General features: G+C 61.4%; 14 protein-coding genes and 1 pseudogene. 8 read left to right on the top strand and 7 right to left on the bottom strand.

Going from position 1 to position 15515, the window contains the following annotated elements; all coding sequences use genetic code 11:
• Positions 1-157 precede the first annotated feature (157 nt).
• Entirely contained in the window at positions 158-808 is a 651-nt protein-coding gene (locus tag H043_RS0101830; protein ID WP_027610469.1) for a DedA family protein, read from the top strand.
• Between the two features lie 279 nt (positions 809-1087).
• Positions 1088-1756 (top strand): isoprenoid biosynthesis glyoxalase ElbB, encoded by a 669-nt coding sequence (gene elbB, locus H043_RS0101820; protein ID WP_027610468.1) that lies wholly within the window; start codon positions 1088-1090, stop codon positions 1754-1756.
• Positions 1757-1894: 138 nt separating this feature from the next.
• On the opposite strand, the gene H043_RS0101815 is transcribed toward elbB, so the two are convergent.
• The 3 genes and pseudogenes from H043_RS0101815 to H043_RS0101805 all read right to left on the bottom strand — a co-directional run bounded on the left by H043_RS0101815 (position 1895) and on the right by H043_RS0101805 (position 5340).
• Positions 1895-2350 carry a YaiI/YqxD family protein gene (locus H043_RS0101815; protein WP_027610467.1) on the bottom strand — a complete coding sequence of 152 codons (456 nt, stop codon included), beginning with the start codon at positions 2348-2350 and terminating at the stop codon, positions 1895-1897.
• A gap of 108 nt (positions 2351-2458) precedes the next feature.
• Positions 2459-4354, bottom strand: coding sequence for an FTR1 family protein (locus H043_RS0101810; protein ID WP_027610466.1), 1896 nt, complete (start codon positions 4352-4354; stop codon positions 2459-2461).
• An 86-nt stretch (positions 4355-4440) separates the two neighbouring features.
• Positions 4441-5340, bottom strand: a pseudogene (locus tag H043_RS0101805) (LysR family transcriptional regulator).
• 128 nt (positions 5341-5468) lie between these two features.
• Between H043_RS0101805 and H043_RS0101800 the strand changes: the two are divergent.
• From H043_RS0101800 to H043_RS0101780, 5 genes are all read left to right on the top strand, one after another.
• Positions 5469-6848 (top strand): COG3014 family protein, encoded by a 1380-nt coding sequence (locus H043_RS0101800; RefSeq protein WP_027610465.1) that lies wholly within the window; start codon positions 5469-5471, stop codon positions 6846-6848.
• Positions 6849-7089: 241 nt separating this feature from the next.
• Positions 7090-8484 (top strand): COG3014 family protein, encoded by a 1395-nt coding sequence (locus H043_RS0101795; protein WP_027610464.1) that lies wholly within the window; start codon positions 7090-7092, stop codon positions 8482-8484.
• A gap of 15 nt (positions 8485-8499) precedes the next feature.
• Positions 8500-8874 carry a YcfL family protein gene (locus H043_RS0101790; protein WP_027610463.1) on the top strand — a complete coding sequence of 125 codons (375 nt, stop codon included), beginning with the start codon at positions 8500-8502 and terminating at the stop codon, positions 8872-8874.
• Positions 8875-8910: 36 nt separating this feature from the next.
• On the top strand, positions 8911-9498 hold the full coding sequence (gene lpoB / locus H043_RS0101785) for a penicillin-binding protein activator LpoB (RefSeq protein ID WP_003229365.1): 588 nt from the start codon (positions 8911-8913) through the stop codon (positions 9496-9498).
• Between the two features lie 3 nt (positions 9499-9501).
• Positions 9502-10245: a hypothetical protein gene (locus H043_RS0101780; protein WP_027610462.1), complete on the top strand. Its 744-nt coding sequence runs from the start codon at positions 9502-9504 to the stop codon at positions 10243-10245.
• 199 nt (positions 10246-10444) lie between these two features.
• Here H043_RS0101780 and H043_RS0101775 read toward each other — a convergent pair whose 3' ends face one another.
• The 3 genes from H043_RS0101775 to H043_RS0101765 form a co-directional block, all read right to left on the bottom strand.
• Positions 10445-11077 (bottom strand): LysE family transporter, encoded by a 633-nt coding sequence (locus tag H043_RS0101775; RefSeq protein WP_027610461.1) that lies wholly within the window; start codon positions 11075-11077, stop codon positions 10445-10447.
• A 202-nt stretch (positions 11078-11279) separates the two neighbouring features.
• On the bottom strand, positions 11280-11861 hold the full coding sequence (locus H043_RS0101770) for a mechanosensitive ion channel family protein (protein ID WP_027610460.1): 582 nt from the start codon (positions 11859-11861) through the stop codon (positions 11280-11282).
• Complete coding sequence (locus H043_RS0101765) at positions 11861-13771, bottom strand: ATP-binding cassette domain-containing protein (RefSeq protein ID WP_027610459.1); 1911 nt, start codon at positions 13769-13771, stop codon at positions 11861-11863. Before H043_RS0101765 ends, H043_RS0101770 begins: the two co-directional genes overlap by 1 nt.
• A gap of 50 nt (positions 13772-13821) precedes the next feature.
• Here H043_RS0101765 and H043_RS0101760 point away from each other — a divergent pair, with 50 nt between their 5' ends.
• On the top strand, positions 13822-14286 hold the full coding sequence (locus H043_RS0101760; protein ID WP_027610458.1) for a TIGR02444 family protein: 465 nt from the start codon (positions 13822-13824) through the stop codon (positions 14284-14286).
• Here H043_RS0101760 and H043_RS0101755 read toward each other — a convergent pair.
• The gene (locus H043_RS0101755) at positions 14283-15446 is read right to left on the bottom strand and encodes an AlgP family protein (protein WP_027610457.1); all 1164 of its coding nucleotides are present in this window, start codon (positions 15444-15446) and stop codon (positions 14283-14285) included. The genes H043_RS0101760 and H043_RS0101755 overlap by 4 nt on opposite strands.
• Between the last annotated feature and the right edge of the window lie 69 nt (positions 15447-15515).

The following is a 15515-nucleotide window of genomic DNA, read 5'->3' as shown; positions in this document are numbered from 1 at the left end:
CCATTATGACCAACAGATTACAGTTGTGCGTACCCCGTGACATGTAGCCGCATTCCATTGTTAGCGTAGGAATTGTTCACGTCGAGACACATTTGGACACTTTCATGAATGTGTCCGAAGGGTTAGGCTGCGCGTTCATTTCGCCAGCACCCAGACAATGCTCCAACAATTTCTGCATGACTTTGGCTACTTTGCCTTGTTCCTCGGCACGTTCTTCGAAGGCGAAACCATCCTGGTGCTCGCAGGCTTCCTCGCGTTCCGTGGATACATGGACATCAACCTGGTGGTGGTCGTGGCGTTCTTCGGCAGCTATGCCGGCGATCAGCTGTGGTACTTCCTGGGGCGCAAGCACGGGCGCAAATTGCTCGCGCGCAAACCGCGCTGGCAGATGATGGGCGACCGCGCGCTGGAACACATTCGCAAGCATCCGGACATCTGGGTTCTGAGCTTCCGCTTCGTTTACGGCCTGCGCACGGTGATGCCGGTGGCGATCGGCCTGTCGGGTTATCCGCCGGGACGTTATCTGTTGCTCAACGGCATCGGCGCAGCGATCTGGGCCACCGCTCTGGCAGCCGCCGCCTACCACTTCGGCGCGGTGCTCGAAGGCATGCTCGGCAGCATCAAGAAGTACGAGCTGTGGGTGCTCGGTGCGCTGCTGATTCTTGGCGTTGGTCTGTGGCTGCGCCGCCGCTTCAAGAATGCGCGACTGGCAAAACAGGTTTACGCCGATGAGCAAGCCGCAAAAGCGGCACTGCTGAATCAAGCCGAAGTGGCCAAACCTGCCGAACCGAAGACGCCAGCCGAATAACGCGCTGGCGCCTGGCGCACAGCCCTGCGCAAAGCCCGGGCTGGCCGGCTCTTTTAGTCATTTATCCCCTCTGCGCCAGCGGACTCCCGTTCGCCAGCGGCGTTCTCACGCGAAAAATCTCCTGCTCGTCACGAGGCAGGCAACCGCAAATAATGAACACCCCGCCGTTGTTGCGATCCATTTAGAAAGCGCTCCATGCAGGTGCCGCCGCCACTTCAGCCTATGGCAACGCGCGATAAATTAGTGGACATTTAGCGCCATGAATCTGGAGAGAAACCCATGAGCAAAAAAGTTGCAGTGATCCTGTCCGGCAGCGGCGTGTACGACGGCGCCGAAATCCATGAAAGCGTCATCACCCTGCTGCGCCTGGATCAACGCGGCGCGCAGGTACAGTGCTTCGCGCCGAACATCGCGCAATTGCACGTGATCAATCACCTGACCGGTGAAGAAATGCCCGAAACGCGCAACGTGCTGGTGGAGTCGGCGCGTATTGCCCGCGGCAACATCAAGGACATCCGCGAAGCCGACGTCGATGACTTCGACGCGCTGATCGTACCTGGCGGTTTTGGCGCCGCGAAAAACCTCTCGAACTTCGCCGTTGAAGGCGCCGGTTGCGCAGTACAGCCTGAGGTGCTGGCCTTGGCGGAAGCATTTGCCGAAGCGGGCAAACCGGTGGGCCTGATGTGCATCTCGCCGGCGCTGGCAGCGAAGATCTACGGCCCGGGCGTGACCTGTACCATCGGCAACGATGCCGACACCGCCACCGCGATGAACAAGATGGGCGCCAGCCACGAAGACTGCGCGGTGACTGACATCATTGAAGACAAGGCACGCAAACTGGTGACGACCCCGGCTTACATGCTGGCGCAGAACATCAGTGAGGCGGCTTCGGGGATCAACAAACTGGTCGACCGCGTGCTCGAACTGACTCACGAGAACGATGCCTGATGCGACCTTGATGAAGGTTTTTGTGGTGAGGGGATTTATCCCCGATGGCTGCGCAGCAGCCCCTTTGCATCTTGAAGCATTGGGCCTGCTGTGCAGGCCATCGGGGATAAATCCCCTCACCACAGGAATACGGTTGAATCAGGACTGACGTGCAAGGCGGGTGAGGATGCGGTCCAGCGCATTGGCAAACGCCTGCTTCTCGCGCTCGCCGAACGGTGCCGGGCCGCCGCTGATCTGGCCCTGCTCACGCAGGTCGGTGAACAGGTTGCGCACCGCCAGCCGCTCGCCCATGTTCTGCGCATCGAACTCCTTGCCGCGCGGGTCCAGCGCTGCCACCCCCTTCTTCACCAGACGATCGGCCAGCGGGATATCGCTGCAGATCACCAGCTCACCAGGCACCGCGTGCTCGACCAGATAATCGTCCGCCGCATCCGGACCGCTGGGCACCACGATCAGTTTGACGATGGCCAGCCCCGGCTTGGTCTGCGGCTGCCCGGCCACCAGCACCACTTCGAACTGGCGCTTGAGGGCGAACTTCACCACCAGATCCTTGGCGGCCCGAGGGCAGGCGTCGGCATCGATCCATACACGCATGATTTTTTCCTCTTCAAAAAAGCATCGCGGGCAAGCCCGCTCCCACAAGGTTAACGCTAAACCTGTGGGAGCGTGGCTTGCCCGCGAATGTGAGCGCAGCGAATGCTGTTAAGCAGTGACCCGCTTCTTCTCCGCGATCCGACTCCGCCCGTACAGCACAACAATCGCCAGAATCGCCACGGCCTGAGCCGTCAGCGAATAGGCGTCGGCGTGAATCCCCAGCCAGTCGAATTCAAAGAACGCCACCGGTCGCGTGCCGAAGATCCCGGCTTCCTGCAGCGCCTTCACGCCATGCCCGGCGAACACCACCGACAAGGCACAGAGCAGACCGGCGTTGATGCTGAAGAACAGCGCCAGCGGCAGTTTTGCCGAACCGCGCAGGATCACCCAAGCCAGACCGATCAGCAGCACCAGCGCCGTCGCACCACCGGCCAGCACCGCGTCATGCCCGGCGGGGCCGGCCTGCAGCCACAGGGTTTCGTAGAACAGGATCACTTCGAACAACTCGCGGTACACCGAGAAGAACGCGAGGATCGCGAAGCCGAAACGTCCGCCGCCGCCCACCAGACTCTGCTTGATGTAATCCTGCCAAGCCGCGGCGTGCCGCCGGTCGTGCATCCACACGCCGAGCCACAGCACCATGACGCTGGCGAACAGCGCCGTGGCGCCTTCGAGCAGTTCACGCTGCGAGCCGCTGACGTCGATCACATACGCCGCCAGCGCCCAGGTGCCAAGACCGGCGAGCAACGCCAGTCCCCATCCGATGTTGACGCTGCGCACCGCCGACTGCTGGCCGGTGTTGCGCAGAAACGCGAGGATCGCCGCCAGCACCAGAATCGCTTCGAGGCCTTCACGCAGCAGAATCAGCAGGCCGGAGATAAAGCTCAGCGACCAGCTCAGACCATCGCTGCCGAGCAGTTCAGCAGACTCTTTCAACTTGCCCTTGGCCGCGTCCAGGCGCTGTTCGGCTTGCGCCACCGGCAAGCCGTCCTGCAACGACTGACGGTAGGCCATCAGCGATTTTTCGGTGTCCTTGCGCACGTTGGCGTCGACGTTATCCAGCGAGCTTTCGACCAGTTCGAAGCCTTCCAGATACGCCGCCACCGACAGGTCGTAAGCCTGATCGTGATCACCGGCGCGATACGCCGCCAGGCTCTTGTCCAGCGTGGCCGCGGTGTAATCGAGCAGCTGCGCCGGGCCACGCTTGACCTGCGGCGGTTGCGCACGCTGGGCACGGAAGCTTGCGGCGACCTGCGGGCCTTCGGCGGCCTGCACTTCCGCCGGCGTCTGGCGCGCCAGATCAGCGATGTTGAAGGTCTTGTCGGCCTTGGCTGCGGCCGGGTCGGCACTGAAACCGGCGATGTAGGTCGCCAGATCCCAACGCTGACGGTCGTCCAGTTGATCGGCGAAGGCCGGCATGTCGGTGCCTTCGACGCCTTGGCCGAGGGTGCTGTAGATCGCGTACAGACTCAGATGGTCGATGCGTGCGGCATCGCGCAGGTTGGCCGGAGGCGGCGTCATGCCGAGGCCCGCCGGGCCGTCACCGGCGCCGGTTTCACCGTGACATACCGAGCAGTTCTGCGCGTACAACGGCGCGCCCCGGGTGGGATCGGGAGTGATGATCGGCGCCTGGCTGACTTCATACGCCACCGCCAGTTTCGCCCCCAGTTGCCGGGCCTGACGCGCGACTTCAGCGCCGTCCTGTTTCGCGGTGATGGCGGTGTGCAGCGCTGCGACGCCCTGCTCCAGCTCAGCCTTCTCCGGTTTGGCCGGCAGACCGCCGATCAGCCCTTGCAGCACCTGGATGAATTCCAGTTGCTCGCGGTATTCGCTGTCGTCGACGACCTTGCCCGCCTCGACCGTCGGCGGATAGTCGGCGCTAATGTAATCGAGCAGGTGCAGCGCCTGCGGGGCGCCTTCCACGGTGTCGGCCAGCAGGTTGAAACTGCTCAGGGCAAACAGCGGGAACACCAGCCAGGCCAGGAATCGGGACGCGGCAGTCATGAATGAGTCTCAAATGGAAATGCGAAGTTACATATTGTTCACTTCGAACGCTTTTCACTCAAGCTTTGTCGACGTCTCATGGCGTTTTAACGCAGCGCTGTGGCGGTGTTGCGGTAGTGCTCAAGCATGAATTCAACGAACACCTGCACCTTCAGCGCGACGTGCCGGGCATGCGGATAGAGCGCGTAATAGTGGCGCTGCCCGAGGCTGTAGTTAGGCAGGATCTGCACCAGCCGGCCACTGAGCAGATCCTCCTACACCGTGGCCCGGGTGAACGCGGCGATACCAACCCCGGCCAACGCGGCGGCGTGCAGCGAACTGATCGAGTCGGCCTTGAACCGGCCCTGCACGCGCAAGCTGGTGGTGAGTCCACGCGTATCGGTCAGGACCCAGTCACTGCCACCGGCAAACGCCAGCAACTGCTGCTCGGCGAGTTCGCGCACCTGGCGCACCAGACCATTGCGCGCCACATACACAGGCGAAGCCACCAGCAACATGTCCGAGACAGTCAGCAACCGCGCCACCATGGATGAATCGGCCAAGGGTCCGCAGATGCGCAGAGCCACATCGAAACCCTCGGCGATCAGATCGACGAAACGGTCATCGCAGGACAGGTCCACTTCAATCTCGGGATAGCGCTGCTGAAACGCCGGCAACCAGCTCGCCAGTTCCAGCGTACCGATGACCATCGGTGCACTGATGCGCAGCACACCGCTGGGGCTTTCATGTGCCTGCCCCACCGCCAGTGCGGCTTGATCGAGGCGATCGAGAATGTCCACGCACGCCGCGTAATACTGCTGCCCTGCCGTAGTCAGGCTGAAACCTCGGGTGTTGCGATTGATCAGCCGCGTGCCCAGCTCGCGTTCCAGCTGCTGCAACTGCCGGGAGATGGTCGAGTGAGTGGTGTCGAGGCGCTCGGCGGCGGCGCTGAACCCGCGACACTCGACGATGCAACGAAACGCGCGCATGGCTTGCAGTTGATTCATTAAAGCCCCGGATCTGTTGAGCGCTGAGCGCTCAAGCCTAGCGCAATCCTTGTCCACCCGGCAGCAGCAAAGCGCCCCTATAATGCGTCACCTCCGTGCTTTTGCCGTTCAAGGAAGAACCCGTCTCCATGCGCCATTGCCTGCCGCTCTACCTGCTGCTTAGCCTCATCATGCAACTGAGTGGGTGCGCCGCTTACCGCAATTACGATCAGGAAATGCAGCAGACCATCGATCAGATGGCGCAGGGCAATCTCAACGAAGCGCTTTATCTGATGGAGCTGCACAATCCTTGGGAAGACAAGGATCTGCTGTATTTCATGGAACGCGGCGCGATCCTCAGCGCCGGCACCAACCTGCCAAAAAGCCAGGAAGCGTGGCGCAGTGCTGACCGGATGATTTTTCAGCGCGAAGAAGCCGTGCCCTCCGCAGGCATGAAGTTGCTGACCCGTTTCGGTAATGAAATGGGCACCATGCTGGTCAATGACAAGCTGCAGCGTTACGAAGGCTACGACTACGAAAAAGTCATGCTGACCACCGAGATGGCGCTCAACCAACTGGCGGAAAACGATTTCGACGGTGCCCGGGCCGACATCAAGAAAACCCACGAGCGCGAAACCCTGATCGCCCGCCAGCGCGAAAGGCAATACGAAGAAGCTGAAGAGCAAGCCAAAAGCCAAGGGATCAGGCTGCATTACAAAGATTTGCAAGGCTATCCGGTGACCATCCTCGACGCTCCGCAAGTCATCGCGCTGAAGAATGGCTACCAGAGTGCGTTCAGTCATTATCTGGCAGGCTTCACCTATGAAGCCTTGGGCGAGCGTACGCTCGCGGCACCCGGCTATCGACAGGCGATCGAATTGCGCCCGGGCCTGCGGTTTCTCGAAAACGCTCTGCGCAATCTGGACAAACCCGGGCCGACAGGCGATGAAAGCGAGATTCTGATCGTGGTCCAGGCCGGCTTCGCCCCGGCACGCAGTTCGGTGCAAGTGCCGATCCCGGTACGGCTGAACGAAAACCTGACGATTATCGCCCCGATTTCGTTCCCGGTGATGGTGCCCGACACTCTCACACCTCCGGTTCCAAGCGTGCTCGTGGATGGTAAACAATACCCGCTGACGATGATCAACAGCGTCACGGACATGGCCATGCGCACCTTGCGCGATGACATGCCGGCGATCATTTCCCGCGCCATGTTCCGCGCCAACATGGCCGCCATCAGCCAGGCGCAAATGAACGAGCGCGATCCGTCCAAGGCGTCGTTGGTGGTGACCGATCCTGATCCTTTTGAAGAGGCTGACACCCGAACCTGGCGCACGCTGCCGGACAAAACCCTGGTCGCCCGTCTGCGCCTGAAAAAAGGCCTGCACCGCGTGCGCTTTCCGTATTTTCGTGCAGAAGACGGGTTCACGGTACGCGTCGACCACAGCCATCAAGTGTTCAACCTGCGGGTATTCATGGGCCAGAACTATTACGTCGGATCCGCATTGGTCCTGCCCGAAACGCCATGAACGAAAGGTGTCAGATAATGCAGAGGAGTAATGGCACCAAACTAACAAGTGCGATTAAAAAGCTATTACATGGCCAGCATCGGCCGCTTATAATGCCGCGCCCGCGCTATCGCGATGCGGCATAAAAGCTCCTCTGGTTATGAGGAATTGGCAGGAGGCCAGCGCCACTGTCGATGGGTCACACCAGCCCGACCAGCACCGGCGGCTGATGCAGTTACTAGCTCAGGGAAGAAGTACCCCCATGGCATTGCGCACTCCCACCTTGATCGCGCTCAGCGCGGTTACTCTGCTGTCCGGCTGTTCAGCGTTTCGCAACTACGATTCGGAACTGGCCCAGACCAACCAGCAACTGGCCACCGGCAACGTCGACGCCGCGCTGAGCCTGCTGGAAAAGAACAACACCGGTCCGGACAAAGACCTGCTCTATTACTTCGAGAAAGGTGAGTTGCTGCGCGCCAAGGGCGACCTGTCCGGCAGCCAGAACGCCTGGACCAGCGCCGATCAGGTGGTTGGCCAGTGGGAAGATTCGGTCAAGCTCGACACCGGTAAATACCTGGCTCAGTTCGGCAGCTTCCTGGTCAACGACAAGGTACGTCGCTACGAAGGCTACGACTACGAAAAAGTCATGTTGACCACGCAGATGGCCCTCAACCTGCTGGCGGTCAATGACTTCGACGGCGCCCGCACCGCGATCAAGAAGACTCACGAACGTGAAGCGGTGATCGCCGACCTGCGCGACAAGGAATACCTCAAGAGTGAGGAAGAGGCCGAGAAAGAAGGCATCAAGACTCAGTACAAGGATCTGCAAGGCTACCCGGTTGCCAGCCTCGATGCGCCAGAAGTGGTCAGCCTGAAAAACAGCTACCAGAGTGCGTTCAGCCATTACCTGGCCGGTTTCGTCTACGAAGCCCTGGGCGAGAAAGACCTGGCTGCACCGGGCTACCGCAAGGCGGCCGAACTGCGCCCGAACACCCCGCTGCTGGAGCAGGCGCTGGCCAACCTCGACAAGCCGAGCAAGTCCGACGACAGCGACATCCTGATCGTGGTGCAAAGTGGTCTGGCACCCTCGCGTGATTCGATCCGCGTGCCGCTGCCATTGCCGATCTCCAACAACGTGGTGATCACCCCGCTGTCGTTCCCGATCATCAAGCCTGACACCTCGACCGCACCGTTCGCGCAGATTGGCGTCGATGGTCAGCAAGTCAACCTGACCGCCCTCAACAGCACCACCGCCATGTCGCGCCGCGCCCTGCGCGATGACATGCCGGGGATCATTGTGCGCACCACCGTGCGCGCAATCACCAAAGGTGTGGCGCAGAAGAAGATCAACGAAACCAACCCGCTGGCCGGTCTGGCCGTGGGTATTTCTTCAGCTGTGCTGGAAGGTGCCGATACCCGTACGTGGCGTACCCTGCCGGACAACACCCAGGTGGTGCGTCTGCGCTTGAAGAAAGGCGAGCACCAGGTCAGCCTGCCGAGCGCCGTCGGCGGTTCGTTGGTCAAGGTCACCGTCGATCAGCGTTATCAAGTGATCAGCCTGCGTGCCGTGGGCAATCAGGTATTTGCCGGCGGCGTCGCCGCCCATGTCATCCCGAGCGCCGGCGCGACCAACGTCGCCAGCCTCAAACAACCTTAAGAACGGAGTCTTTGCATGCGCTTGAAACTCTTCGCCGTCGCCGCTCTCGCCATCCTGGCCAGCGGCTGCGCCACCCCGCCACCACCGGAGCCGGGCAGCGCCGCGAGCAAGGTCGTGGCCATGGGCCCGCAGAAACACATTGCGGTCGGCGCCATGCGCGTCGCCCGTGAGAACGGCTTCATGACCGTCAATGTGCAGTTGACCAACACCCTCAACAGCAACAAGACGTTCTACTACCGTTTCGCCTGGCTGGGCCCGGAAGGTTTCCCGATCGCCGAGGAAGAAGTCTGGAAAAGCCAGATGATGTACGGCGCTCAGACCAGCTTCATCCAGGGCATCGCCCCGACCCCGAAAGCCGTGGATTTCCGTCTCGAACTCAAGACGCCTTAAGTCCGCCACCCTATTCCTGTTTTAGAGAGCATTCCCATGTTTGCACGCTTTTCCCTGATCGCTGTCCTCGCCCTGCTGGCCTCCGGTTGCGCCAATACTTCGCCGACCCTGGGCAGCAAGAACATCAGCTACGGCGACACCAAAGCGGTTGAAACCGTGACCAACGAATTCGGCTCGACCGACCTGCAAATGATCGCCGAATCGATGACCCGCTCGCTGGCCCAGTCCGGCATTCTGCAGGGCCGCCCGGTTGTGCAGGTTTACGACGTGAAGAACAAGACCAGCGAGTACATCGATACCCGCGAAATCACCACCAGCATCAAGACTCAGCTGATGAAGTCCGGCACCGCCCGCTTCGCCAGCGACAACACCGCGATGCAGAGCCAGGTCGACCAGCTCAAGCTGCAGAACCAGAGCGGCCTGTACAAGAAGAGCACCGTGGCCAAGACTGGCAACATGATCGCCGCCAAATACCGTCTGGAAGGCTCGATCAGCTCGATCGTCAAGCGCAGCAGCGACTACAAGGACGTCTTCTACAAATTCAGCCTGCAACTGATCGACGTCGAAAGCGGTCTGGCCGAATGGATGGACGAAAAAGAGATCCGCAAAACCACGGAGCGTTAATTGATGCGCGCATGGATTGGCATGATGGCCCTGGCTTGCGCGTTCAGCGTGCAAGCGGCCCCGAAAGTCGCGGTGACGGATCTGGCGTATCAGGAGCGTGTGGAGCAGTACATCCACATCGTTTCGGCGCAGAACAATTACCGCGAGGGTTACTACAGCTCCAGTGGTTCGTCGAACTACAACGAGCTGGAAGCGACCACCAGCTACATCGAACAAGGTGAGCTGCGTAAATTCACCGGCGACATCAAGGGCGAGATCCTCCGCACCGGGATGTTCCAGCTGGTGCAGGGCACGCCGTACACCGCGTCGTCCAAGGGTGACGTGTACGACGTGATCAAGCGCATCAAGGCCGGCAACTTCAAGGGCGCCGACTATGTGCTGTTCGGCACCGTGTCGGACATCGACTTCACCCAGGACATGAACGAGCTGGCGCACACCGACAGCTATTCGGCGGTTTTGGGCCTGACGCTGGTGGCGGATTTCAGCCTGATCAACACCAAGACCTACGAAATCACCTCGGCCTTCACGGCGATGGGCGAAGCGCAGGACACCAAACTGGTGAACGGCCGCGACATCAAGATCTCGCTGAACCGCCCTCGCGTGGTGCGTGAGGTATCGAAAGCGCTGGGTGAGGACGTGGCCGGGCAACTGAGCATGCAGCTCGGTGGCGGCGGTTACGAGCAGCCGCGTGAGGCGCAGCAGCGCAACAATCTGCCGCGTGATACCGCGCCGGTGATTTTGCACTAGTCGGCTGAGTGAATAACTGTGTGGTGAGGGGATTCATCCCCGATGGACTGCGCAGCAGGCCCCTTCTTGTCAGGTCAAGAGCGGGGCCGCTTCGCGCCCCATCGGGGATGAATCCCCTCGCTACAACGGCGTTCACTGGAGAAATCAGTAGGAATAAAAAGGCGACCTCAAGAGGTCGCCTTTTTTCTGCCTGCGGGTTTTACACCGCCGCTTTACGCAACGTCGCCATGAACGCCGCCGCACCGATGAACAGCCCGGCAAACGTGCGGTTCATGCGTTTCTGCTGCTGCGGCGTACGCAACAGACGCAGCACCTTGGACGCCAGCCCGGTGTAACCGGCCATGACAATCAGATCCACGCAGATCATGGTCGCACCGATCACCACATACTGAATCAGCAGCGGTGCGTGGGGATTGATGAACTGCGGCAGCACCGCCAGCATGAACACCAGCGCCTTGGGGTTACTGATGTTCACCAGAAACCCACGGAACACCAGCGCCAGCGGCTTGCCGATCGGCCGTACCGCCGCGTCATCGCTCATGTCCATGGGCAGCGCGCGCCACTGCTTGATCGCCAGATAGACCAGATACGCCACACCGAACCATTTGATCGCGTGGAATGCGGTGGCCGAGGCGGTGAGGATCGCGCCGACACCGGCGCCGACAATCGCGATCTGCACCGCCAGGCCGATCTGCAGGCCAAGGGCGTTCCAGTAACCGCGCCAGAAACCGTATTGCAGACCGCTGGACATCGACGCAATGGCGCCAGCACCCGGGGACAGACTGATCACCCAGCAGGCGGCAAAGAATGCCAGCCATGTTTGAAGCTCCATCGCACACCTCGACTCTGAATCGTGACAGACGTCAAAGCTAATGCGCTTTGGCGCGGATGACTACCGATTTTTGCTGGAGGGTTCGGGCGCGGCTGAGGGCCTCTTCGCGAGCAAGCCCGCTCCCACATTGGATTTGTGTCGATCACAGATCCAATGTGGGAGCGGGCTTGCTCGCGAAGGCGTCAGATCAGACGCCCGAGGACTACTTTTCGAAACCGCTGGAAGGAAACACATCACTCCCGCGCCAACGCCGCACCGAACGCTGGAAGAACAGGCTGTTCGGCACTTGCACCATGGCGCTGCCCGTCCCGAGCTCCTCTGCTTCGATCAACGTGGTGTAGAGCAGATTGATCGCCACCACCCGGCCTTTGACACCCGGCTTGTCGGTGGTGTCCACCAGCTCGACCACATCGCCCAGGCGGAACGGGCCGACGGTGAAGATCAGAATCGCGCAGAGCAGGTTCGACAGCACACTCCACATGGCGAAGAACGCCACCGCCGCCACCGCGACGAAACCCGACAGCGCCGTCCACAACACCGTGGCCGATACGCCGAGGCGCTCCAGCACAAAAATCACCGCGCTGCCCATGATCAGCCAGCGCAATACGCCACGCAGGGGCATCAGCAACTGCGGCGGAAACGGATAGCGCTCGCCCAGGCGGGTGAGGAATCGAGCGACGACACGTTGAGCGAAGTAGCCGGCCAGCAGGATCAGCAGAATCTGCACGCCGAGCCAGATCGGTTCGACCCACACCGCCGGCAGCGGCAGCTTGAACGCTTCCATCAGGACAGCGCCTCCAGCTCCGCCTGCATGCTTTCCAGGGTTTCGAGTGCCTCCATCCACGCTTCTTCCAGCTCGGCTTCGCGCACTTTCAGCTTGGCCTGCTCTGCCAGCAGATCACGCAACTCGTTCTTGCGCGCCGGCTCGTAGATGTCGCTGTCGCCGAGGCTGGCATCGACCTTGGCGAGTTTTTCGTGGAGCTTGCCCAGTTCGGCTTCGAGCTTGTCGGCTTCACGCTTGTGCGGTGCCAGTTGCTGACGCAATGCAGCAGCGGCCTGGCGCTGGGCCTTTTTGTCGGTCTTGTCCGGGTTCACCGGGGTGTTGCTGACCGGCGCATTGCGTTGACGGTATTCCACCAGCCAGCGCGCGTAGTCTTCGAGGTCGCCATCGAACTCTTCTACCTTGCCGTCCGCGACCAGGTAGAAGTTGTCGGTGGTGCTCTTGAGCAAGTGCCGATCGTGAGACACCACCAATACCGCGCCGCTGAATTCCTGCAGCGCCATGGTCAGCGCCAGGCGCATTTCCAGATCGAGGTGGTTGGTCGGTTCGTCGAGCAGCAACAAGTTCGGCCGTTCCCAGGCGATCAATGCCAGCGCCAGACGCGCTTTCTCGCCACCGGAGAAATTCAGCACTGGCTCGTCAATGCGTGCGCCACGGAAATCGAAACCGCCGAGGAAGTCGCGCAGGGTCTGCTCGCGTTCGGTCGGCGCCAGACGCTGCAAGTGCAGCAGCGGGCTGGCCTTGGCATCCAGCGAGTCGAGCTGATGCTGGGCGAAATAGCCAACCACGGTGTTTTCGCCACGGGTCAGGCGCCCGGCCAGCGGTTCAAGCTCGCCGGCGAGGTTCTTGATCAGGGTCGATTTACCGGCACCGTTCGGCCCGAGCAGACCGATCCGCGCACCCGGGGTCAGTTGCAGCTTGACCTTCTCCAGGATGGTTTTGTCGCCGTAACCCAGGCGCGCATCGGACAGGTCGATCAGTGGACTGGAGATCTTGGTCGATTCGCGAAACACGAAATCGAACGGTGAATCGACGTGGGCCGCCGACAGCTCTTCCATGCGCTCCAGGGCCTTGATCCGGCTCTGCGCCTGACGGGCCTTAGTGGCCTGAGCCTTGAAGCGGGCGATGTAGCTTTCCATGTGCGCACGTTGCGCCTGCTGCTTCTCGTAGGCCTGTTGCTGCTGGGCCAGACGTTCGGCACGGGCGCGTTCGAACGCGGTGTAGCCGCCACGGTACAGGGTCAGTTTGCGCTGATCGACATGCGCCACGTGATCGACCACTTCATCGAGGAAGTCGCGGTCGTGGGAAATCAACAGCAAGGTGCCCGGATAGCTTTTCAGCCACTCTTCGAGCCAGATGATCGCGTCGAGATCCAGGTGGTTGGTCGGTTCGTCGAGCAGCAACAGGTCCGACGGACACATCAAGGCCTGCGCCAGGTTCAGACGCATCCGCCAGCCACCGGAGAAATCTCCTACCTGACGATCCATCTGCTCGTTGGTGAAACCGAGACCGGCCAGCAACTTGCGTGCCCGCGCATCGGCGGTATAGCCGTCGGCGCTGTCGAGTTCGGCGTGCAGGCGGGCCAGAGCCGTGCCATCGTGGGCCGCTTCGGCCACGGCGAGGTCACGTTGCACTTCGCGTAGACGCAGGTCTCCATCGAGCACATAGTCGACCGCCAGGCGTTCGAGGGTGTCGACCTCCTGGCGCATGTGCGCGATCCGCCAGTCGGCCGGCAGCAGGCAATCGCCCGAGTCCGGGTGCAACTCGCCGCGCAGCAAGGCAAACAGGCTGGATTTGCCGGCGCCGTTGGCACCGATGAGGCCGGCTTTGTGGCCGGCGTGCAGGGTCAGCTCGGCGTCTTCTAGCAGACGTTGCGGGCCACGCTGTAAAGTCAGGTTCTGAAGTCGGATCATAATGGCGGCGGAGTCTACCAGCTTCGCTCACAACTGGCGCGAGTAGCACGATGTCCTCTGACCTGTGGAGCTTTTCCCTTGCCATCTACGCCCGACCGGGCGTGGAACCTGCTTGCCTGCAACTGCAAACGGCGGGGGCCAATGTCTGCCTGCTGCTGTGCGGTTTATGGCTGGAGCGGCGCGGCGCGGCCTGCGACGAACAGCGCGTGCAGCAGCTGAAAACGCTGGTGGGGCCGTGGGATGTGGAGGTGGTGCAGCCACTGCGTGCGTTGCGTACTCAGTGGAAAACCCTGGCCGAGGAAGATCCGGTGCTCAAGGGGCTGCGAGCACAAATGAAGGCGCTGGAGCTGGAAGCCGAACGGCATCTGCTGTGGCAACTGGAACAGGTTGCGCAGGATTGGCCGCGCGATGACGCATCAGCGTCGGGGGAGTGGCTGGAGAGTCTGACGGGATCGGCCGCCAGCCCGAACCGCGACGCGCTGCAAGTGCTGCGCGTCGCGGCAACCGGCACTTAGGAAGCGCTGGTCGGGTTGCTGCTGGCGCTCGACGCGGCGGCTGGCGTTGGCGCAGTCGTGGTGGTCGAGGTGGAAGCGGCTGGAGCAGGCGCGGCGGCGGCCGGCGCCGGAGCGGCTGGCTTGGCGGCAGCTGGTTTGGCAACGGCCGGTTTTTTCGCGGCAGGTTTGGCAGCTGGCTTGGCGGCTGGTTTAGCGGCTGGCTTTGCGGCTACTGGTTTGGCGGCTGGCTTTGCGGCTACTGGTTTGGCGGCAGGCTTGGCTGCAGCGGTCGCAGGTTTTGCTGCTGCAGGTTTGGCAGCGGTTTTAGCGGCAGGCTTGGCCGCTGGTTTGGCAGCAACCTTGGCAGCAGGTTTTGCCGCGACTGGTTTGGCCGCAGTCTTGGCTGCCGGTTTTGCAGCGGCGGTTTTCGCGGCAGGTTTGGCAGCCGGTTTTACCGCTACTTTGGCAGCTGGTTTAGCAGCAGCGGTTTTTGCCGGAGCGACTTTGCGCGCAGCAGGTTTTGCTGCTGGCTTAGCAGCCGGTTTGGCCGCTGCAGGTTTGGCAGCGGCAGTACGTGCGGCCGGTTTCGCAGCGCTCGCCGCAGCCGGTGTTTTCACTGCGGTTTTTGCAGCAGGTTTGGCGGCGGTTTTAGCCGGTGCCTTGGCTGCTGGTTTGGCTGCTGGTTTGGCTGCCGGTTTTGCCGCAGCGGTTTTCGCCGGGGCTTTCGCCGCAGCAGGTTTGGCTGGCGCTTTTTTCGCAGGCGCTGCTGCTGGTTTAGCGGCGCGGGAGGACAGCGCTTTGCCGGCGGCCTCTTGCACCCGGCCGACACCCTGGGCCAGTTTCAGGCTTTCCTGGGCATCGCGCTTGAGTTGCAGAATGTAGCCGCGAGTGTCGGACTGACGATCCTTCAACGCATCGAGCAGGTCTTCAAGTTCTTTGACGGCAGCCTTGGCCTTGTTCTGTGCCTTGGCTTTACCGGCAGCAGCGGCGTCCTGCAATTTGGTGCGGGACTTGTGCAGTTTTTCTTGCGCCTTGCCGCGTTGCTTTTCCAGTTTGGCGAGCAGTTTTTCAGCATCAGCCAAGGCTTGGGAGCAAGCGTTTTCCAAATGCTCGAGCAGGCTGCCCGAGAGTTGTTGGAGTAAGTGCAACGGAGTGTTTACAGGCTTCTTGGTGGCCGACATGGTTTACCTCCTGGCTGACGTGAGTGCGGCTCATACTAGACCTCTGCAGTTACCGCCGCTAGGTCATCT

Origin of the sequence: Pseudomonas sp. URIL14HWK12:I6 (assembly GCF_000514195.1) — a bacterium.
Taxonomy (GTDB): Bacteria; Pseudomonadota; Gammaproteobacteria; order Pseudomonadales; family Pseudomonadaceae; genus Aquipseudomonas; species Aquipseudomonas putida_A.
This window is presented reverse-complemented; position numbering and strand designations above follow the sequence as displayed.

Coding starts and splice junctions, on each gene's coding strand:
- H043_RS0101815 (WP_027610467.1), bottom strand. CDS start 2,350: ATGCGTGTATGGATCGATGCCGACGCCTGCCCTCGGGCCGCCAAGGAT.
- H043_RS0101765 (WP_027610459.1), bottom strand. CDS start 13,771: ATGATCCGACTTCAGAACCTGACTTTACAGCGTGGCCCGCAACGTCTG.
- H043_RS0101770 (WP_027610460.1), bottom strand. CDS start 11,861: ATGGAAGCGTTCAAGCTGCCGCTGCCGGCGGTGTGGGTCGAACCGATC.
- H043_RS0101830 (WP_027610469.1), top strand. CDS start 158: ATGCTCCAACAATTTCTGCATGACTTTGGCTACTTTGCCTTGTTCCTC.
- H043_RS0101755 (WP_027610457.1), bottom strand. CDS start 15,446: ATGTCGGCCACCAAGAAGCCTGTAAACACTCCGTTGCACTTACTCCAA.
- H043_RS0101795 (WP_027610464.1), top strand. CDS start 7,090: ATGGCATTGCGCACTCCCACCTTGATCGCGCTCAGCGCGGTTACTCTG.
- H043_RS0101810 (WP_027610466.1), bottom strand. CDS start 4,354: ATGACTGCCGCGTCCCGATTCCTGGCCTGGCTGGTGTTCCCGCTGTTT.
- H043_RS0101780 (WP_027610462.1), top strand. CDS start 9,502: ATGCGCGCATGGATTGGCATGATGGCCCTGGCTTGCGCGTTCAGCGTG.
- H043_RS0101800 (WP_027610465.1), top strand. CDS start 5,469: ATGCGCCATTGCCTGCCGCTCTACCTGCTGCTTAGCCTCATCATGCAA.
- H043_RS0101760 (WP_027610458.1), top strand. CDS start 13,822: ATGTCCTCTGACCTGTGGAGCTTTTCCCTTGCCATCTACGCCCGACCG.
- elbB (WP_027610468.1), top strand. CDS start 1,088: ATGAGCAAAAAAGTTGCAGTGATCCTGTCCGGCAGCGGCGTGTACGAC.
- lpoB (WP_003229365.1), top strand. CDS start 8,911: ATGTTTGCACGCTTTTCCCTGATCGCTGTCCTCGCCCTGCTGGCCTCC.
- H043_RS0101790 (WP_027610463.1), top strand. CDS start 8,500: ATGCGCTTGAAACTCTTCGCCGTCGCCGCTCTCGCCATCCTGGCCAGC.
- H043_RS0101775 (WP_027610461.1), bottom strand. CDS start 11,077: ATGGAGCTTCAAACATGGCTGGCATTCTTTGCCGCCTGCTGGGTGATC.